This is a genomic window from Odoribacter sp. N15.MGS-14, assembly GCF_000980245.1.
In the GTDB taxonomy this organism is placed as follows: domain Bacteria; phylum Bacteroidota; class Bacteroidia; order Bacteroidales; family Marinifilaceae; genus Odoribacter; species Odoribacter splanchnicus.
The window spans coordinates 16589-37772 of record NZ_LARE01000010.1; the positions used below are offsets into that span (position 1 = coordinate 16589).

The 21184-nt window shown below is 40.5% G+C and carries 21 protein-coding genes; 12 read left to right on the forward strand and 9 right to left on the reverse strand.

Features of this window, described 5'->3' with window-relative positions:
• Positions 1-24: 24 nt before the first annotated feature.
• From WS34_RS03395 to WS34_RS03420, 5 genes are all read left to right on the forward strand, one after another.
• Positions 25-351: an acyl-CoA carboxylase biotin carboxyl carrier protein subunit gene (locus WS34_RS03395; protein WP_046403166.1), complete on the forward strand. Its 327-nt coding sequence runs from the start codon at positions 25-27 to the stop codon at positions 349-351.
• A gap of 259 nt (positions 352-610) precedes the next feature.
• Positions 611-1555 carry an ABC transporter ATP-binding protein gene (locus WS34_RS03400; RefSeq protein WP_022159757.1) on the forward strand — a complete coding sequence of 315 codons (945 nt, stop codon included), beginning with the start codon at positions 611-613 and terminating at the stop codon, positions 1553-1555.
• 33 nt (positions 1556-1588) lie between these two features.
• Positions 1589-2935 carry an ABC transporter permease gene (locus WS34_RS03405; RefSeq protein WP_013611998.1) on the forward strand — a complete coding sequence of 449 codons (1347 nt, stop codon included), beginning with the start codon at positions 1589-1591 and terminating at the stop codon, positions 2933-2935.
• 922 nt (positions 2936-3857) lie between these two features.
• Positions 3858-4115: a hypothetical protein gene (locus WS34_RS03415; protein WP_046403172.1), complete on the forward strand. Its 258-nt coding sequence runs from the start codon at positions 3858-3860 to the stop codon at positions 4113-4115.
• 155 nt (positions 4116-4270) lie between these two features.
• The gene (locus WS34_RS03420) at positions 4271-5356 is read left to right on the forward strand and encodes a BF3164 family lipoprotein (protein ID WP_046403175.1); all 1086 of its coding nucleotides are present in this window, start codon (positions 4271-4273) and stop codon (positions 5354-5356) included.
• A 37-nt stretch (positions 5357-5393) separates the two neighbouring features.
• Here the strand turns inward: WS34_RS03420 and WS34_RS03425 are convergent, their stop codons facing one another.
• The 5 genes from WS34_RS03425 to gcvT form a co-directional block, all read right to left on the reverse strand.
• Entirely contained in the window at positions 5394-6509 is a 1116-nt protein-coding gene (locus WS34_RS03425) for a DUF4934 domain-containing protein (protein ID WP_046403177.1), read from the reverse strand.
• 106 nt (positions 6510-6615) lie between these two features.
• A complete protein-coding gene (locus WS34_RS03430; RefSeq protein WP_013612005.1) occupies positions 6616-7866 on the reverse strand; it encodes a DUF1015 domain-containing protein in 1251 nt (416 codons plus the stop codon).
• A gap of 7 nt (positions 7867-7873) precedes the next feature.
• Entirely contained in the window at positions 7874-8794 is a 921-nt protein-coding gene (locus WS34_RS03435) for a 3-phosphoglycerate dehydrogenase (protein WP_013612006.1), read from the reverse strand.
• Between the two features lie 90 nt (positions 8795-8884).
• A complete protein-coding gene (serC, locus tag WS34_RS03440) occupies positions 8885-9964 on the reverse strand; it encodes a 3-phosphoserine/phosphohydroxythreonine transaminase (protein WP_013612007.1) in 1080 nt (359 codons plus the stop codon).
• A 257-nt stretch (positions 9965-10221) separates the two neighbouring features.
• Positions 10222-11322, reverse strand: coding sequence for a glycine cleavage system aminomethyltransferase GcvT (gcvT, locus tag WS34_RS03445; RefSeq protein ID WP_013612008.1), 1101 nt, complete (start codon positions 11320-11322; stop codon positions 10222-10224).
• 330 nt (positions 11323-11652) lie between these two features.
• Between gcvT and WS34_RS03450 the strand changes: the two genes are divergently transcribed.
• The 5 genes from WS34_RS03450 (at position 11653) to WS34_RS03470 (ending at position 15551) form a co-directional block, all read left to right on the forward strand.
• Complete coding sequence (locus WS34_RS03450) at positions 11653-11991, forward strand: STAS domain-containing protein (protein ID WP_013612010.1); 339 nt, start codon at positions 11653-11655, stop codon at positions 11989-11991.
• Between the two features lie 225 nt (positions 11992-12216).
• Complete coding sequence (locus WS34_RS03455) at positions 12217-12900, forward strand: response regulator transcription factor (RefSeq protein ID WP_013612011.1); 684 nt, start codon at positions 12217-12219, stop codon at positions 12898-12900.
• Positions 12897-14183, forward strand: a complete 1287-nt coding sequence (locus WS34_RS03460; RefSeq protein ID WP_022159442.1) for a sensor histidine kinase — start codon at positions 12897-12899, stop codon at positions 14181-14183. Before WS34_RS03455 ends, WS34_RS03460 begins: the two co-directional genes overlap by 4 nt.
• A gap of 80 nt (positions 14184-14263) precedes the next feature.
• A complete protein-coding gene (locus tag WS34_RS03465) occupies positions 14264-14701 on the forward strand; it encodes a PepSY-like domain-containing protein (protein ID WP_013612013.1) in 438 nt (145 codons plus the stop codon).
• Positions 14702-14717: 16 nt separating this feature from the next.
• On the forward strand, positions 14718-15551 hold the full coding sequence (locus WS34_RS03470) for a PepSY-like domain-containing protein (RefSeq protein ID WP_046403180.1): 834 nt from the start codon (positions 14718-14720) through the stop codon (positions 15549-15551).
• Between the two features lie 137 nt (positions 15552-15688).
• Here WS34_RS03470 and WS34_RS03475 read toward each other — a convergent pair whose 3' ends face one another.
• Genes WS34_RS03475 through aroQ form a run of 3 tightly spaced genes read right to left on the reverse strand, consistent with a single transcriptional unit; the run spans position 15689 to position 18377 of the window.
• Positions 15689-16471 (reverse strand): Cof-type HAD-IIB family hydrolase, encoded by a 783-nt coding sequence (locus WS34_RS03475; RefSeq protein ID WP_013612015.1) that lies wholly within the window; start codon positions 16469-16471, stop codon positions 15689-15691.
• Positions 16472-16496: 25 nt separating this feature from the next.
• A complete protein-coding gene (gene pyk / locus WS34_RS03480; RefSeq protein ID WP_046403183.1) occupies positions 16497-17894 on the reverse strand; it encodes a pyruvate kinase in 1398 nt (465 codons plus the stop codon).
• 60 nt (positions 17895-17954) lie between these two features.
• Positions 17955-18377 (reverse strand): type II 3-dehydroquinate dehydratase, encoded by a 423-nt coding sequence (aroQ, locus tag WS34_RS03485; RefSeq protein WP_046403185.1) that lies wholly within the window; start codon positions 18375-18377, stop codon positions 17955-17957.
• Positions 18378-18683: 306 nt separating this feature from the next.
• On the opposite strand from aroQ, the gene xerD reads away from it, so the two are divergent.
• Both xerD and WS34_RS03495 read left to right on the forward strand, forming a co-directional pair.
• The gene (xerD, locus tag WS34_RS03490) at positions 18684-19607 is read left to right on the forward strand and encodes a site-specific tyrosine recombinase XerD (RefSeq protein WP_022159438.1); all 924 of its coding nucleotides are present in this window, start codon (positions 18684-18686) and stop codon (positions 19605-19607) included.
• A gap of 61 nt (positions 19608-19668) precedes the next feature.
• Entirely contained in the window at positions 19669-20163 is a 495-nt protein-coding gene (locus tag WS34_RS03495; RefSeq protein WP_013612019.1) for a hypothetical protein, read from the forward strand.
• Here the strand turns inward: WS34_RS03495 and miaA are convergent.
• A complete protein-coding gene (miaA, locus tag WS34_RS03500; protein ID WP_286693615.1) occupies positions 20147-21067 on the reverse strand; it encodes a tRNA (adenosine(37)-N6)-dimethylallyltransferase MiaA in 921 nt (306 codons plus the stop codon). The two genes, WS34_RS03495 and miaA, sit on opposite strands and share 17 nt — an antisense overlap.
• Positions 21068-21184: the final 117 nt, after the last annotated feature.

A 21184-nucleotide genomic window follows, 5' to 3' on the forward strand; every position in this document is an offset into this window, starting at 1 on the left:
CAGAACCACTAAAAAGGAGGTAAAATGACTGTTAAATATGAAAAATTCCTGCTGAATGGCGTAGAATATAAAACTCAGCTTACCCAGAAATGGGTAAACCGAAAAAAATGGGAAGAACCGAATCCCTATCTGCTGACTTCACACATTCCGGGAACCATTATGCAAATCGAAGTGAAAGAGGGCCAGGAAGTCCAGGAAGGAGATGTTCTTCTGATTCTTCAGGCTATGAAGATGAATAACAAACTGGCTGCACCATTTTCGGGTAAAATCAAAAAAATACATGTCAACTCAGGAGATAAAATTCCGAAGGGGACATTGATGATCGAAATGGAAGAAAATGAAGCTGTCTGAATACAGCTGATCTGTTATGCTGATGTGCTAATATGTAAATGTGCCGACCACAGGAGCGTATTAACATATCAGCATTTGTATTTATAATAATGGCAGGTATAATGAATTGGTAAAGTTGATAAAGTCTTTGGACTTTATCAACCAATTTAATTCTGCAATTTATGTCGTTACAAAGATTTCAAAGGTTACAAGGATCTTAGACGTGAATCCTGACCATTATAACCGTTGTAACTTTTGTAACTGTTGTAAGTGAAAAGGTATGAGTTTTTTTGTCGCTAAAAATATTATTAAAAATTATGCCAATCACCGGGCTTTGGACGATGTATCTATCGAAATCCCGGAAGGAGCTATTTATGGATTGTTAGGCCCCAACGGAGCCGGAAAGACTTCTCTGATCCGAATTATAAACCAGATTACAGGACCGGATTCGGGTGAACTTTATTTTAAAGACCATAAACTGGAACCTGCCGACATGAACCGCATCGGTTATCTGCCTGAAGAAAGAGGCCTCTATAAAAAGATGAAAGTCGGTGAACAGGCCGTTTATCTGGCTCGTCTGAAAGGAGTGAGCCGTCATGACGCGATTCAACAATTGAAAGCCTGGTTCGAGAAATTCGGAATCGAGGCCTGGTGGGATCGGAAAGTAGAAGAATTATCCAAAGGAATGGCCCAAAAGGTGCAATTCATCACCACCGTCCTGCACGAACCGGAAATGCTGATTTTTGATGAACCGTTCAGCGGATTCGACCCCATCAATGTCGAACTCCTAAAAAAAGAAATACTGGAACTGCGCAAAAAAGGAACGACCATTATTTTTTCCACCCACAATATGGCTTCCGTCGAGGAAATCTGTAGCCATATTGCCTTGATTAACAAATCAAAAAAAATTATCGAAGGCCCGATCAATCAGATCCGGAATAAGTATGCCAACAATACTTACCGACTCATCTGTAAATATCAACCGGATTTTCATCCGCAAGAAGTGATCGGAGAAGAATATGAACTGCTTTCCGAAAAAATAGAAGACGGACAACACGAACTGGTCCTGCAACGCCTCGTGGCTTGTCCGACCAATACTTTATTACGTCGTCTGCTCGACAAAACCGATATTATCTCTTATCAAAAGGTCATACCGGGAATGAACGATATCTTTATCAAATTAGTGAAAGGAGAAATGGTTAACGACATCAAACAGGAAGAATAATCCACTTCGTAAACCCCAAATCATAAATCTGAAATGAATAAAACGCTTATCATCATAGGACGCGAATTTACAACCAGAGTACGGAAAAGAAGTTTTCTGGTACTGACACTCGTCGTCCCCATTCTTTTAGCCGGTTTTTATGCTTTCCTGATGTGGATGCTTCTGAAAGACGACACACAGGACCGTAAAATTGCAGTGATCAATCAGTCAGTACTCGAGACACCATTCGAGCAAATCAACAACAATACATTCGAATATCTGAATACCCCGGTCGATGAATCGGGAGCCTCGGAATTTCTCCGGCAACATGACTATTACGCCCTGATTTCAATCCCGGAAAATATTATGGATCACCCGGAAATTCCGGTCTATTCTTTCTCTCAGGTTCCTATGGAATTGAAAAATGAAATCGCGGCCCAATTGCGCAAAAAAATTGAAGACATAAAAAGAGCAAAAGTCATTGCCGAATCACAAGTCCCCGATTTGGAAGAACAATTATCGGCCACACAAACACCTGTACTGGTGCGTACGTTAAAGATCACCGACTCGGGCGAAGCCAAAGAAAGCTCGTCGGAAGTCGCTTCGGCTATCGGATTGATCGGCGGCATGATTATCTACTTCTTTATATTCATGTATGCCTCTCAAGTCATGAAAGGAGTGATCGAAGAAAAAACAAACCGGATTATCGAGGTATTGGTCTCTTCTGTCAAACCATTTCAATTTCTGTTAGGTAAAATCATCGGAGTAGCAGCTGTCGGCCTCGTACAATTCCTGATTTGGGTAGTATTCGGCCTTGTGCTGATCCTGGTCATGCAAACATTCTTCCTGCCGGGTATCGATCTGGAAGCACTGAGAAATGCCGGCAACCTGGCCGGCGGCCTGCCGGATATAGCCGGTACAGGGAATCTGAGCGCTGAAAAAATGCAAATCATCCAAAAGGTTGCGATGACCATCGACCCGATCTTTATCATTAAATTCCTGGCCTCTTTCTTATTCTATTTTATCGGAGGCTACCTGTTATATGCTTCTTTATTCGCCGCTATCGGTGCTGCCGTCGATAACGAAACCGACTCGCAACAATTCCTGACCCCTTTGTCGATTATCCTCGTCATCGGGTTATACATCGGTTTCGCCGCCATGAAAAGTCCCGAATCCCCGATGGTATTCTGGAGTTCGTTGATCCCGTTCACCTCACCGATCGTTATGCTGGTCCGTATCCCCTTCGGAGTACCGACCTGGGAAATCCTGACCTCTATGGCATTATTAATCGTCAGTTTTATCTTTTTTACCTGGCTATCCGGAAAAATTTACCGCATCGGTATTTTAATGTATGGCAAAAAAGTCACTTGGAAAGAACTTTACAAATGGCTGAAATATTAACCTCTTCCGGGATTCCGGGACGGACTTTTCGTCCCATTTTAAGCAAGCTCTCTTTTCACCCACTTCTAAAATAAAAGATTAGCAATGTTACAGCGGTTTCAATGGTTACTCCTTAACCACTGTAACCATTGCAACTAACAAAATACCGGGCGGTAAGTCTGATATAAAACCGGACAAAAGGTCCGTCCCGGAATCCCAAATTTTTCGACCGATAAGGATTTTCTGCGTTATATCAGTAAATCCACGAAATAAATTATGGAAACACTAGAAATACAAGATTACGTTATGACAGCTCAATCCCGTGCAATGAATGTATGGGCATTCGCCCTTACTACCCTTTTGCTGCTCACCGCCCTATACTTCATATGGAAAAAAAATTGAAAGTCCTGCCCTCAGCGAACACATCCGGCGGATAGTAACCAGCTATGCCATGTGGTTCAATAATAAATACGGCAGATATGATCATCTATTCCAGGATCGTTTTAAAAGTGAAATCATCGAAACTGAAAATTATTTGTTACAATGCTTTCATTATATTTTGCAAGGTATTTATACCATAAATAAAACCCCTAAAACATATATCCCCACCCATATGTTAAATATATATATAAAACAATATTATAGAACAACAAATTAGAATAACTATAGCAACATTTGTCATAACTTTACAATATATCTATCCAAATGCTATTACGAAGTATAACATGTGTAAGAAAATGTCCAGATAAACAAGGAAATAACCCCTTATATCAGGATTGTTAAATTTTTATCTTAAAATATCTATTTTGCAATTTAGAGATTTTAAGATACTTTTTATAGAGAGATGAAAAAAATTATATACTACATATCAGGGATTCTATTAATCGTATTGATAATTATCATAAATTTAAGTAGTTTTCAAAAAAGAAAACTCTTAAAAATAATGAATTCTGATTACTCTTTCATTATAAACAAACCGATAGATTATTCTTGTTTAGATTCGACAAATCAACATATTTCAAATTCTAATTATATTTTAAATATAATCAGTCCAACCTGTGAAGACTGTTATGTAAATTTAAACAAATGGGAATTAATTGCTTCCCAAAATAAAAAGTTGCAGAAAAAAATAATATTTTTAGTTATTGGAGATGAATTTGAACGTTTAGATGAAATTATTAAGCAAAATAAGGATTTTTAATTCTACTTTGATTATACTCATAATTTTTTTAAACTAAATCCTCTTATTCCTCGTAGTCAAACATTTCTAATTGAAGATAATAAAATTTTATGTGGTTCTCCTCTCGATAATAAAATGATAATGAATATATTTATCGATTATATAAAGGGTTAAATATGAAAAAAACAGTTTATATATGTTTATTACTATTGGTATTATCTTGTACCTCCAGAGAAAAACCATATTCATGTAAACTAGTTGAGTTACAAGATTTAAATACTTTTCCTGCCATTGATTTAACACCGACTTCTATCGCGTTAACGGATACGACATTATTAAATCCTGAAAAAATCTGGATTTCAGATACCTTATTGATTATCAAAGATGCAGAAACGGACGAGAATAAATTCTTGAAATATTATTCCCTAAATTCTTTCCATTTATTAAAAACCTACGGAAGTATAGGACGGGGACCCAATGAATATCTAACGCCGAGGGTTTACCGGCATTCCCCGAATAAATTTCTTATTATTGAAAAACTAAGATATACTTTATTTTGTACCGATAGCTTATTCTCCAATCCTCTATACACCCCAGAGAAAATCAATGTCAGAGTGGGATTGACAGCTGCGGATTGTGTATATTTAATCAACGATTCGACCATTTTTGCAAATTCAGGTATGTCTGATTATCAATTTTCCATTGCCAATATTTCCAGTAATCGATATTTATTAAATTACAAGAATTATCCTTCCATAATAAAAGAAAAAAAGATTACCGATTTTATAGCCAATTCGAATATCTATCATGCATTTTACATATTGAAACCGAATACGATGGATTCTGTTGCCATTATTTACAGGCATTTCCCCATCATCGATATTATTTCATTAAATAATTTAGAATCGACCCGTTACCCATTTCCCATCGATAAATCTGTAAATAAAGTTACCGTCCTGGACAAATTAAATGCCCGGGTTGAAGAGGAAGTCAACTACTATAAAAACTATTTCAGCACGGACAACTATATCTATTTATTATACTGCGATTCTAAAAATAAAGATTTATCGATCTCCAATAATAATTTTGAAATACACCAATTCGACTGGCAAGGCCGTTTTTTGAAAAGATATCGTTTGAACCGTTATATTTTAAGCTTCTGTGTCGATGAAAAATCCGACCGAATATACGCAATCAGTTTCCAAAACAATAAGAATTTCTCTCCGGAGATACTCTGTTATTCGTTATCTTCAACGAATTAAGGATATTTGCGAAAACGGGGAAATCTGTCATCCGAATTTAATTACGTACCTTTCCCAACACCAATACAGGATTATCATCATCGGCTATTGCATTATACCAATCATGGTAAGGGGAATTTGCTGATTTTATCCTTTCCCGAAATTCCATTGCAGAAAAAGATTGACAAAGATAATGCTCAGAAACTTCGAACAGATAATCCTCCAATTCAAAGTCAAGGTCGTCGAAATAAATACTCTTTACTTTGAATAAACCATCGTTCAGTTTATCGAATACATAAGTTTCAGGATCCCGGTTTTCGTCGTAAGTAATTATATTTTTACCAAATCTGGAATCAGCCATCCGGATGAATAAACGATCGAATAAGATGAACCGAGAAGTTTCAACTATCATTTCAATTTCTTCTCCTTTTTCATCAGGCTTGAATTCTTTCAAATAATGTCCTGCATGAAAATAATATTCGGGTTTTCTTGTATCGGCAGTTATCCGATACAAAGTATCCGTTATCCCTGACATATAGTGAACAAATCCTCCCGCTATCCCCAGATAAGAATGATTCTTCTGACGCTCCTCCCGACAAGTCTCTTTTTTAATCCCTCCCAGGAATTGTCCGGAAGAAGTAAGGGCATAAATTTCATAGGCTGCATCTTTCAATAACAAAGGAATACAATAAAGAACCGAATCACCGGCCAGTATCATCTTCTTCGGAAATCCGTAAATTCCGGGCAGGGAATTTTCATATTCTCCATTTTTCAAATTAATTACCTGGATACTATTTTGCCTTCCATAATCCGAAAAATACAATCGTTCGCCCGGTTCATCTACTGTGAGGGCTATAATATTCTGATATTCGCCCGGAGCACGTCCATAAGAAGCCAATTTACGGATATAAGTACCATCGGCGGCGAACTGATACATTTCTTCGTTTCCGTAAGTAATAATATACTTCTCTCCGGCCCATACCCGAAAATAATCGTTTAACAAAGCCTCTTCTTTCGTCTCCATACGCACTAACCGGCTCTCACCGACCAATTGACTCCATTTCAAAACAGTGTCCTTTTCCACAGCTCTTGTATCCAGTCGTTTCACCCCGGAGCCGTTACCACATCCCACTACCACCCAAATAATCATCGAAATCAGAATATCTTTAAGCATAAATCATGAACGCTTTATCCTGTACTGAAACTAACACCCAAATTCACATCCGAAAAAAATACCATCCTCTGAGAGAAGATGGTATCTTATTTCAGATTTTCAAAAATCAAATTTTATGGATTACTAAACCGGAACGAAGTTTCGGTTCGAACCAGGTAGTTTTCGGCGGCATGATATTACCGGTATCGGCAATATTCAGCAACTGTTCCATAGAAACCGGATACAGAGCGAAAGCCACTTTCATCTCCCCGCTGTCTACGCGTTTTTTCAGTTCACCTAATCCACGTATCCCCCCCACGAAATCGATTCGTTTAGAGGTACGCAAATCCTGAATATCGAGGATATCGGCCAACACATGTTTGGAAAGAATGGTCACATCCAATACTCCGATCGGATCGTTGTCATCATACGAACCTGCTTTAGCGGTCAGACGATACCACTTACCGCCCAGATACATACTGAACTCGTGCAATTTTGCCGGATGATAAATCTCGGTACCCATTTCCTTTACTTCGAAATGAGCGTTCAATTTCTCGAGCAACTGAGCTTCGGTCAGACCATTCAGATCTTTCACTACCCGGTTGTAATCGATAATCTTCAGCTGATGGTCGGGGAAATGTACGGCCATAAAGAAGTTGTACTCTTCTTTACCGGTATGATTCGGATTCTTTGCTGTATATTCGGCACCGATACGGGCAGCTGCAGCTGTACGGTGGTGTCCGTCGGCCACATAGGTGTTCGGCACTTTCGTTGCGAACAACTCTTCCAACCGTTTATTGGTTTCCGGACAGTTGATCGCCCAAAAATGGTGTCCGAACCCGTCTTCTGCCACAAAATCGTAGTCTGCTTTCTGATTCTTCACAATATCTTCAACGATAGCGTCAATTTCAGGCACGGCACGATAGGCAAAAAATACCGGTTCCAGGTTAGCATTCACATAACGGGTCAGCACCATCCGGTCCTCTTCTTTATCGGGACGGGTGAGTTCATGTTTTTTAATCACCCCGTTCATATAATCCTCACAGGCAGCACAACCGACAATACCGTATTGGGTACGGCCTTCCATGGTCTGAGCATAAATATAAAATTTCGCTTCCGGATCCTGTACCAACCATCCCTTGTCCTGAAACATTTTGAAATTTTCAACACTCTTATTGTAAACTTCTTCCGAGTGGATATCCGTTCCGGCAGGGCAATCGATTTCGGCCCGGGTAACATGCAGCAATGATTTCGGTTTTCCTGCAGCCATCTGTGCAGCTTCTTCCGAATTCATCACGTCATACGGGAGGCAAGCCAATTCCTCGCATACTTCCTGGTTAGGAGTACGTAAGCCTTTGAATGGTTTTACTATAGCCATAAAAATATTATTTATTTACTTTAAATTTAGCATCTCCATGTTCCAGGAAAGCCACAATTTGACGGGCAGCAGCCAAGCCTGCATTTACATTCGCTTCTTCAGTCTGAGCACCCATTTTCTTCGGAGTAAAGAAATAACGGCCTTCGAACTGGGCATATTCAGCGGCATTGTCCGGAGCGATATCGGAAATATATTTGAAATCGGGACGATCGGCCATCAATTTCACCAATTCTTCTTCATTGATCACTTCCTTACGGGCAGTGTTGATCAATACAGCTCCTTTCGGCATGCGATTCAACAATTCATAATTGATCGATTTCTTTGTCTTCTCGGTAGCCGGGATATGCAGAGATACATAATCACACATCGCATACATTTCTTCGGCAGAATGCAACGGAGTAGCCCCCGCAGCCTTGATTTGTTCATCGGTCATGAACGGGTCGAAAGCATACACTTCCATTCCGAAGCCTTTGGCAATACGTCCCACGTTTTGTCCCACGTTTCCGTAAGCATGTACACCGATTTTCTTTCCTTTCAGTTCATGCCCGGATTTACCGTTATAGAAATTACGAGCCAGATAAACAGCCATACCGAATACCAATTCAGCCACAGCATTCGAGTTCTGTCCCGGAGTATTCATAGCCACTACGCCATGATCGGTACAAGCCTGCAGGTCGATATTATCATAACCGGCTCCGGCACGTACAATTACTTTCAGTTTTTTAGCAGCATCGATCACTTCTTTTGTCGCTTTATCCGAACGGATGATCATAGCATCTACGTCGGCAACAGCAGCGATCAATTCTTCCGGAGAAGTATATTTTTCCAATAAAGCCAATTCATAACCCTGAGCTTCCACGATTTCGCGGATACCTTTTACTGCCACCGGAGCAAAAGGTTTATCGGTTGCAATCAGAACCTTTGTCATAACTACCAAAATTTACGATTAAGATTTACAATTTACGAGAGGCCTCAGCACGGTCGTAAATCGTAAATCTTTCATCTGAATTAATATTATTTATTTTTTATGTGCTTTTTCAAATTCCTGCATGGCAGCAATCAAAGCATTTACATCTTCCATCGTACAAGCATTGTAGGTAGAAGCACGGAAACCACCCACCAAACGGTGACCTTTCACGCCTACGATGTTTTTAGATTTACAGAAATCCAAAAATTCTTTCTCCAGTTCTTCATATCCTTCGGCTAACAAGAACGGAATATTCATACGAGAACGTGAACCTTCTTCAACAACAGCACGGAATACCGTATTGCGGTCGAATTCGCTGTACAATGCATTGCATCTTTCGATAGCACGTCTTTCCATAGCTTCAACACCGCCCATTTGTTTGATCCATTTCAGGGTCTGACCAACGGCAAAGATATTGATACAAGGAGGGGTATTGAACATAGATCCGTTATCGACATGAGTCTGATATTTCAGCATGGTCGGGATCTTGCGGTCAGCCACTACTTTATCCAGATAGTCGTTACGGATAATCACGAAAGTAGCACCGGCAGGTCCTAAGTTCTTCTGGCATCCGCCATAGATCATCATATATTTTTTTACGTCGATCGGACGACTACAAATATCGGACGACATATCGGCAATCAAGGGCACAGGGCTATCCAGATCTTCGAAAATCTCGGTACCACGGATCGTATTATTCGATGTAATATGCAGATAATCGACATCGGCAGGAATCTGGAATCCTTTCGGATAATAAGTAAAATTCCGGTCTTCAGAAGAAGCGATCACTTCAACTTCACCCCAAAGTTTAGCCTCAGCGATTGCTTTTTTAGACCAAACGCCGGTATTCACATAAGCCGCTTTTTTACCCAGGAAATTGTAAGGAATCATGCAGAACTGCATACTGGCACCACCACCCAAGAAAATAACAGAATAATTATCGGGGATATTCAACACTTCTTTGAACAGGGCGACAGTCTCATCATAAACAGCCTGAAAATCAGCTGAACGGTGAGATACTTCCAGAATAGACTGGCCACAATTCCCTAATTCCATCACAGCTTTTGCCGTATTTTCCAATGTCATATCCGGCAACTTACAAGGACCTGCGTTAAAAATATGTTTTCTCATTTTGTATAATAATTAAAGGTTTTAAATTTTAATTCAATTTTTCTTCAAACGTTACAAATATGCAAAATATACTGCGCAAAATATCATTTTATAAGAGAAATATTCGGATTTACTTATAATTTAAAATCACCTTAACAAATCGGTGCCGAATATACCTCAAAAAAGAAATCATTTAATCACTCTCTCTAAGAGAGACACTAATCCCAAAGTCAAAATAATGACTTTGGGATAGTTTTTCGGTATTTGAATTTCCGGTATCAGAAAAAAGGAGTTTTTACAATTTTTGCTTTCAACGCCTTATTTCTCACCCGGATAAATATTTCACTATCTAATTTATGGAAACCGCTTTTAACATATCCCGTACCGATAGATTTTCCGGTTAAAGGAGATACCGTTCCCGAACATACTACACCGATTTCATTTCCTTCGGCATCTTCGATAGGATATCCTTGCCGTGCAATTCCCCGGTCGATGATTTCAAAAGGTTTCATATAACGGGTCGGTTTATCTGCTTTCAATTTTTCATGGTATTCCCGCATGATAAAATCATTTCCGGGCACGAATTTAGTAATCCATCCCAAACCGGCTTCGATAGGCGAATGATCATCGTCGATTTCATGCCCATAGAGACAGAAACCGGCTTCCAATCTCAAGGTATCGCGGGCACCCAATCCGATCGGTTGTATCCCGAATTCCGCTCCGGCTTCGAAAACGGCATTCCACAATTTCTCAGCATCTTTATTATAAGCATAAACTTCACAACCACCAGAACCGGTATAACCTGTCGTGGAGAAAATAACTTTATCGATCCCCGCAAACGGTATTTCTTTAAAAGTATAATACTCCATATCGACAACATTTTCCGAGGTCAGCTTCTGCATGGCTTTCAATGCCAAAGGCCCCTGGATAGCCAGCTGGCAAATATTGTCGGAAGCATTTTCCAGTTCGACGCCCGGTTTCATACCCAGTTCTGCGCCGTATTTTACCACCCAGTTCCAGTCTTTTTCGATATTAGCAGCATTAACTACCAGCAGGTATTTTTCAGCACTGAAACGATACACCAGCAAGTCGTCTACAATACCACCCTTATCATTGGGGAAACAACTATATTGTACTTTTCCGTCTATCAAAGCGGCCACATCATTTGTGGTTAATTTCTGAACCAATTCAAAAGCTTTCGGTCCTTTAATCCAAAATTCTCCCATATGGGAAACATCAAAAACTCCAAGTTTATTACGGACATTCAGATGCTCTTCTTTAATTCCTGTCGGATATTCGATGGGCATATTATATCCTGCAAACGGAGCCATACGTGCTCCCAAAGCTTCATGAAAATGGGTAAAAGGTGTTGTTTTCATTTTATTTTATTTATATCGTAAATTTAGTCGATTCACATTCATCCCGATCCGTCACCGCTTCCACACAAATCCACCTGTCATCTTCCCCGTCATAATTGCAAACGTTAGCATTTAAAAACATCACAAAGATATAATTTATATCTGTTCAGACTTCCTCTTTCGTCAAATTTTTATCCGGCCGGAATATGATTTTCTTATAAAAAAGATTTGGTTATTTATACTTTTTGTCCTATTTTCGACATTCTATAGGCAACCTAAGGAAACATAATTTATTTACATTCAAGAAAAACAACTAATCTAAACCAAAACGCATTATTAAAAATCAAAAAAATGATTACAAAATTAACTGAGCAGAAAGGATGCATCATTGCAGAATTTATCGATTTAAAGAGATTTACATTAGCAGTGACAGAAGAAGTTAAATCAGAATTAAAACCTATACTTTCGCAAGAAGGTAATAAAATGATTTTCGATTTTAAAAACATTGAATTTATAGACAGCAGTGGTATCGGCTGTATTATCTCATTAGTAAAAACAGCCAAAAGCAATCATTCTGAAATCAAATTGTGCAATATATCGTCAGAAGTCATGGACGTTCTGGAATTATTACACTTACCCATGATTCTCGATATTGAACCCGACTTGGCCAGTGCACTGACCAGTTTCTAAAAAAGCTCCCTACCCGGGGTCTTTTTTATCAGATTGAACTTTTTAACCCGAGAATTGCCTGTCAGGCAAATTTTCGATTGGCGAATCCAGAGTCCGACACCATAATAAACAGGGACTCCCGGTTCGCCAATTTATTTCTCCCCTCCAAAACGGAGCAGATTTCCAACCAGGCGATTTCAGTTGTATTTCAGAATTACTATATTTGTTTGTAGAAAAAATGAGTTTATGAAAGTTCTTGTTATAGAAGACGATCCGTCATTACGCGAAATTATTTGCCGTAGCCTCGAGAAAGAAAGGTATGTTACGGAGGAAGCTCCTGATTTTCAAACAGCGTTGGAAAAAACGGCCGATTATACTTACGATTGTATTCTGCTCGACATCATGTTACCGGACGGAAACGGGCTGGATCTGCTGGAAGAATTAAAAAAGGAAAATAAGAAAGAAAATATCATCATCATTTCGGCCAAAGATTCACTGGAGGACAAGGTCACCGGCCTGGATCTGGGTGCCGACGACTATTTACCCAAACCTTTCCATCTGGCCGAACTCATTGCCCGGGTCAAAAGTGTTATCCGTAGAAATCATCACGCCGGTGCCACTTATATCGAATACGGTAATATCCGGATCGACCCGGACCATTTCCAGGTATTTGTTGCAGGTACCCCCATCGAACTGAACCGAAAAGAATACGATATACTACTTTATTTTATCCAGCGTCCCGAAAGAGTAATCAATAAAATGACTCTGGCAGAATCGGTATGGGGAGATCACATCGATCAGGTGGATAATTTCGATTTTATTTATGCCCAGGTGAAAAACCTCCGCAAAAAACTGACCGAAGCGGGTGCAAACGCGGAGGTCAAAGCAGTCTATGGTTTTGGATATAAAATGTCACTTCAAGCCCTATGAAATTAATCTACCGCATCCTGATTCATCTGTCCCTGGCCCTACCGATCATTTTAGCGGCTTGGGGCATACTATTTTATATGGCTATTATAGATGAAGTCAACGATGAAGTAGACGATTCTCTGGAAGATTATTCAGAGGTACTGATCACCCGGGCCTTGGCAGGAGAACAATTACCTTCCCAATCTGACGGTAGTAATAATAGTTATTATCTGATTACAGTAACTGCAGATTATGCCGAGAAACAGAAACGGATCCGGTATTCCGACGAAATGGTCCACATCGAAGCCAAGGGAGAAACCGAGCCGGCACGGGTCCTAAGAACCATTTTCAAAGACAAAGACCGACAATATTACGAACTCACGGTCAGTACTCCGACGATCGAAAAGCAAGACTTACAGGAAGCTATTCTGAATTGGATGCTTCTCCTCTATTTTTCGCTTCTCCTGCTTATTCTTTTGGTGAATACCTGGGTTTACTACCGGAGTATGCGTCCCCTTTATGTGCTACTCAAATGGATGGACCAATATACGATCGGTAAAAGCCAGAGTCCTCCGGATTTGCAAACCAACATTACAGAGTTCCGGAAATTAAATGAAGCAGCCATTCAAACTCACCGACGTAACCAGGCGATCTATGAACAACAAAAACAATTCATCGGTAATGCTTCGCATGAATTGCAGACTCCTCTGGCAATCTGCCAAAACCGTCTGGAAATGATGGCAGAAAGCGAGTCACTTACAGAAGACCAACTGACCGAAATAGCCAAGATCCAACAGACCCTTACCTATATTATCCGACTGAATAAGTCTTTGCTTTTCCTCTCCAAAATAGAAAACGGCCAATTCCAGGAGAGTCAGGAAATTTGTCTGAACGATCTGATCAGCTCACAGCTCGAAGATTACCAGGAGATCTACGACTATAAAAACATCCAAGTCGAAGTGCATCAATCAGCCACTTTAACGGTGAATATGAACGAAACACTGGCAACCGCCCTGATCACAAACCTGCTCAAAAATGCTTTTATCCACAATAAATCACAAGGAAAAATCGACATCGAAATTCAGTCCGATCACCTTACCATTTGCAATACCGGTCACCCGGAAGCACTGGATGCCTCCCGTATATTCCATCGTTTCTATCAAGGCAAACATACCGGTGAAGGCTCCAGCGGCCTGGGCCTGTCTATTGCCGAATCGATCTGCAAATTATATCAGCTTCACATCCGATATTATTATACAGGAAAGCATTGTTTCCAGATCGATTTTCTCAATAAGTCGAAATAAAATTCATTTTTTTCCCGATTTCAAAATCTTTTCAGTTTTGGGTTCTATTTTTGAATTGTAAAACTTAAAATTTGAAAGCTATGAAACAAATCATTTTATTATTTGCCTGCCTGTTCGCTTTGCAGGGCTTAGCGAAAGCCGACGACGATAGAGCAATTACAGTCGATCAACTACCTCAAAAAGCTCAGGAATTTATCCAAAAGTATTTCCCTAAGAATGAAATTTCCCTGGCCAAAATGGAAAAAGACTTTTGGGAAAAGAAATATGAAGTTGTATTTGTCAACGGAGAAAAAGCTGAATTTCTGAAAGACGGCTCATGGGAAAAAGTCGACTGTAAATATTCTACAGTACCGACAGGAATCGTACCTCAAGCCATTAAAGACTACGTAAGCAAACACTACCCGGAAGCTAAAATTTTGAAAATTGAACGGGACAGTAAAACTTATGAAGTAAAATTGAACAATCAGCTTGAACTCGAATTCAACAAAGCGTTTCAACTCATCGATATCGATAATTAATTAAAAATAAATAACTATGAACTTATACGCATTATTTTTCGGATTAGCCCTATTCGGCTTTTGCAGTTGCGACAATGATGATTCGGTAACTCCTGATCCTCAAGCCCGCCAAGCTTTTGAAAGTAAATATCCCAACGCCACACAAGTGGAATGGGAAAAGAAAAACAATTACCTGATAGCAGAATTCATCGACAATCAACTCGACGGGAAAGCCTGGTTCGATGCTACAGGCCGATGGTATATGACCGAAACCGAGTTAACCCACACCGGCCAACTGCCTGAGGCCGTACAAAAAGCTTTGGCAAACAGTGAATATGCACAATGGTATATCGACGATATCGATCGTTTGGAGCGTAACGAAACCGAAACGATTTATGTCATTGAAGTGAAAAAAGACAAACAAGAATACGATCTCTATTATTCAGCCGACGGAATTTTGGTCAAAGTTCAGGCCGACCTAACCGATGACGATTACGAAAACTATCTTCCCGACGCCTCGGAATTACCGGCTTCGCTCCAGCAATTCATCAATGACAAATATCCGACTTGCCGTATCATCGAAACTGAAACCGAACATAACCGTACAGAGGTAGATATCATACACGAAAACCGCAGCAAAGAAGTGATATTCGATGCCTCCGGCAATTGGCTGAATACCCATTACGATGTCCGTCAAAACGAAGTTGAAACCGCCGTAATGAATGCCTTGAAAACTTCGGCTTATGCCGATTATATCATCGACGATATTGAACGTTACGAAACGCCGGATCAAACCTATTACCTGTTCGAACTCGAAAAAGGAGCCAAAGAAATCGAAATAAAAATAGATCTGTCAGGGAAACTGCTTTAAACAGTGACAACGGGCAAAACGGACAAGGGTTTGAGATAGTTTCTGAAACCCTTGTAATCGTTTAAACCTATACCGCCGCAGCATAACAGATAAACTCCGGGGACGTATCGATGTGAAATCGGAATTCACCCACACTTTTAAAGTCCGCCGATATGAAAATGTTTCAAGGCATGTACAATACCTTCGTCGTCGACACCGGATGTAACGAAATCGGCGTGCCGCTGCACTTCTTCGGAAGCATTTCCCATAGCCACCCCTATTCCGGCATATTCCAACATAGGAATGTCATTTCCTCCATCCCCGAAAGCCATCGTCTCTTCGCGGGAAATTCCGAAATAAGCCAATATTTTTTCCATTCCGATACTCTTGTTTCCCCCAACCGGCACGACATCGGTAAACAACGGATTCCAGCGGGTAGCCTCACATTCCGGTAAGGCCTGCATAATCCGGTCTTCCTGTTGCTCTGAGAAAAACGCAATCAACTGAAAAACCCCTTCCCGGGTAGCCTCATGAATATCTTTCACTACCGGTTCCGGAAAATCCAGCATCCGGAATACCTCCCGGGTATGCTGATTATTATAGTTGATAAACATATCCTTCTCCCGGACAAAAATACAGGGGAAGGTCTCCTTCTCTTCCTGATACTTTATCAGATGTTCCAAGGCGATCTCCGGAATCATCCTCCGGTAAATGACCCGATCCCGTCCGATATAACAACAACTGCCATTCAGGGTCACATACCCGTCGAACTCCAGATCACCCAGATTATTAATTACTTGTAAATGCCGCCCGGTAGCTATAAATACTTTTATTCCCTGAGTCCTTAACTGCCGGATAGCTTGCCGGGTAGCTTCGGAAACCCGGTGAGTGTGAAAACTCACCAATGTTCCGTCTATATCAAAAAAAACTGCTTTTATCATCCTACACTCCTCTGCCTGTTCCCTGTTATTTTATATCACTGATTTTACAAACTTCAAGGAAAGATGCCCCGCGGACATGTCCGAAACTTCCTCCGATCACCAGGATCTGATCTTCAGGCTGGTAACCGTTCTGCAATAATACCTGTGGAATGTCCCGCATAAACTCATCCCTTGAATGGGGTTTTACGGAAAAATAAGGTCTCACCCCGAAAGAAAGAGCTAATTCGCGCATCACATGTTCGTCGTAACAACGGGCATATACAGGCAAACCGCCCCGAAAAGCCGACAGATAACGGGCTGTACGTCCGGAATTCGTATCTACCACAATCGCCTTGATGGGCAACATGGTAGTCATCCGGACAGCCACTCTGGCCAAAGCTGCTGTAATCTCATTATTAATACGAACTAAATTCCGGTTGGCATCGGGCGGTAAAATCGACTCATTGGCCTCAGCAACACGGCTCATCACTTTAACGGCTTCCAAAGGATAATCTCCATAAGCCGTCTCCCCACTCAGCATAATGGCATCCGTTCCACTGAAAACAGCATTGGCAATATCGCTCACCTCGGCCCGGGTCGGACGCAGATGGTCGATCATCGTGTGCAACATCTGGGTTGCGATGATCACCGGCTTTTTACTCTCGATACATTTATTGACGATATAGCGCTGAATCAGGGGTATCTTTTCAGCATCGATCTCGATAGCTAAATCCCCTCTGGCCACCATCACGCCATATACATGATCGAGAATCTCATCGATATGATTCACCCCTTCCTGATTTTCTATTTTTGCAATAATTTTGATGTTGCTATGCTGTTCATCCAAAATTTGCTGGATTTCCATCACATCCTGCTTATTTCTGACAAAAGAATGGGCGATGAAATCCAATTTATTATCCATAGCGAACTGAATAAATTTCCGGTCTTTATCACTTAACGACTCGAGATGCATGTTCACTCCCGGCACATTGATACTCTTCTTATCTTTTATCTCTCCCGGATTCGAAGCTTCCAATTCGAGACAGTTTTCTTTTTTATCCCGTACGATCAGCTCGACATCCCCGTCATCTACCAGAATTTTATCGCCGATCTGAACATCACGGACAAAATGTTCATAAGACACATGGATCAACTTTTCAGCCACCAAAGTCCGGTCACCCGTCATAAAAATAATTTCCCCCTTCTCGACACGGACAGGCACGACAATATCACAAGTTCTGACTTCGGGGCCTTTGGTATCGATCAACAAGGCGATCTGATCTGAGACAGCACGTACATTCCGTACCACTTTCATCGCTTCGTCGAGCGTCTGGTGAGCAGTATTCAACCGAACCACATTCATCCCGGCTTCATACAACTCTCTTAAAAAGCCTATTTCGCATCTTTTATCCGAAATGGTTGCGACAATCTTTGTTCTTTTCATTTAGTAATTTATTTATCCCGTTATATTTTTATATACGCAATCCGTCCTTTTCCGTATACATTATTTTTCATTAATCAAAGCCAATAAGGCTAATTCATAAGATTTCAGTCCGAACCCCATGATCACGCCCCGGCAAACAGCCGTCAGATAAGAAACATGCCGGAAAGCCTCCCGCCGGGCTGTATTGGAAATATGTACCTCGACCACCGGAGCTTTAACCGCAGCAATCGCATCGGCTAAAGCGATCGAAGTATGGGTATAGGCACCTGCATTCAAAATAATCCCGTCGTAACTGAAACCTACCTCGTGGATCTTATCGATCAGTTCCCCCTCTACATTGGATTGAAAACAGGAAATATCCACCGACGGATATTTATTTTTTAACTGACGAAAATAATCTGTAAATGTTTCTTTTCCATACACCTCCGGTTCCCGCACTCCCAGTAAATTCAAATTGGGGCCATTAAGTAATAATATCTGCATTTTCTCCGTATTTGTGATCTAAACTTATTCTACAAAATTACTCATTTTTCTAACTTTTACGTCGGTATTTCAAAATTTCTAATATCAAATTCCTACTTTTTTACTATATTTGTTCAAAATCTCAAATCCATAATAATCAACTTTTTACACAAATGTATTTGTTAATTATTTTACTTTACATAGTTAAATTCAGAAAAATATAAATCGAATAAAAAAAAAAGATATACCTTTAGGCATTAATTAAAAATATACTGTGTGATAAGGTGGACTTTTGTTTAATTATTAATACATATAAATTTGACAACAATGACTTGGGAAGATGCTATTGAAAGTTACAAAACTTATCTGATTTTAGAAAAATCACTTTCATCGAATTCAGTAGAAGCTTACTTAAACGACATTAAGAAGCTGGCAAAGTATTGCGCTGACAAACATCACGTTACAACGCCTGATGCGATATCCTACGACCATCTGAAAGATTATTTGATGTTTATAAACGAAGTTGGAGTTACCAATCGTACACAAGCGAGATGTATTTCCAGTATTCGTTCATTTTATAAATTTTTAGTATTCGACGGACAGTTGGAAAACAATCCGACCAAATTACTCGAAGCTCCGAAAATCGGACGGAAATTACCGAACATCCTGACAACCGAAGAAATCGACGCCATGTTGAATTCTGTAGAGATGTACAAACCGGAAGCCCAGCGTAATAAAGCCATTATCGAAATGCTTTATTCCTGCGGATTACGCGTTTCAGAGCTGATCAGTATAAAATTATCCAACATCAATTTCCGTCAGGGAGTTGTGAAAATCGAAGGGAAAGGGAACAAAGAACGGATGATTCCACTGAGCAAAAATGCAAAACAGGAAATCAAACAATATATGAAAGTATACCGCGATTACCTGGAAATTGAAAAAGGATACGAAGATGTTTTATTCCTGAACAAACGGGGAACTGCTCTTTCGAGAGTAATGGTGTTCAATATTATCAAACACCTGGCTACCCGTGCCGGAATCAAGAAAAATGTGTCTCCTCATACTTTCCGTCATTCTTTTGCTTCTCATTTGGTGAGTGGAGGAGCAGACCTGAGAGCGGTACAAGATATGTTGGGACATGAATCCATCCTGACAACAGAAATTTATACCCATCTCGACGATCATTATCTGAAAGATACAATTAATAAATTTCACCCGCGTTCCAAAGGGAATGAGGAAGAAACGAAATAATAAATAAAAAAAGAGCGTGAACAACGCTCTTTTTTTTATCTTCGCGGCAAAATAAAATACGATGGAAAATAACGAGGAAATACTAAAGAAAATCAGCAGCGGAGATCCCGAAGCAATCGCAGAAGCTGTCGATACCGTAAAGGAAAACGGCGACCTGGTTATTGCCGGTAAATTACTGGACATCCTGTCCCAGCCTCTCGCACCGTCGACAATCACTATCATCGCCAATTTGCTGGCCGATATTAAAGATAATCAGTTCAAAGACCTGTTAATCCAAAAACTGGAACAGACTTCCGAAGGAACGCTCAAGAAGGAATTACTTCGGATTGTCTGGGAATCTTCATTGGACTACTCCTCCTATTTAGATCATTTTTTACAAATCTTGCAGGAGGACGATTTTACTGTAGCTTTCGAAGCTTCCACAGTGATTGAAAATCTGGTTCCTCACCTGATGCCAGAACAACGGACAAAATTAACCGACATACTGCAAATATTTCCCGAAGACAAAAAGTTTTTAGCTGAAAATATACTGGAAGAACTCAGTTATCAGGAGTGAGCCACCACCTTTTTACGACCTCTACTTTTTCTTCCATAGGCATCCCGGATTCCAACCAATGGATATCGAATCCATCGCGTTCCATTTTCCGGAACCAGGTCATTTGCCGTTTAGCAAACTGATGAATGGCCACGTTCAATTGTTGCACCATTTCCTCATAGCCCAACTGTCCGGTCAGGTACAGCGTCAGGTATTTATATTCCAAACCGTAATAAATCAAATCTTCGGGCTTCACACCACTTTGCAAAATCCGTTCCACCTCCTCCACCATGCCCTGCTGCAAACGGGCATGTAATCGCTGCGTGATACGCTCACGCCTCACCTCCCGGCTCACACCTACCCCGACAACCAAAGGATGGATCTGAGGAAAGTCTTTCTCCTCATAAGGATGTGTCTTATAATATTCTTCAATTTCTATCGCCCGGATGGCCCGTTTAGGTGTATCTATCTCTGTCGTATTATGCAATTTCTTATATGTCGCCAAACGAGCGGCCAATTCCGGCAAAGACAGTCCGGCCAATGAAGCCCGCAAATCCTCGTCGACCGGTACAGCCAATAACTTATACCCTTTCAACACAGCCTCCACATACAAGCCACTTCCACCGCATAACACAGGCAAAACACCCCGCTGCCTGCAATCTTCCCAAACCTTCACAAAGTCCGACTGATATTCAAAGACATTATATTTATACCCAGCCTCCACAACATCGATCAAATGGTAAGGAATTTTTTTCCCCTCCCATACATACTCATCCAGATCCTTACCGGTCCCGATATCCATCCCCCGATATACTTGCCGGGAATCGGCACTGATGATCTCTCCGCCGAATGCAGCAGCCAAACGAACAGCCAAATTCGTCTTTCCACTCGCAGTCGGTCCGACGATACACAACAAATCAAACATTTTATCTTCGATTACGTATTACCCAGGCAAAGGTAGTGAAAATATAAATGATAAATTAATTACAAGCCAAAAGGAGTTAAATACGGAGTAAAAAAACTATATTTGTAAAAGATGGAA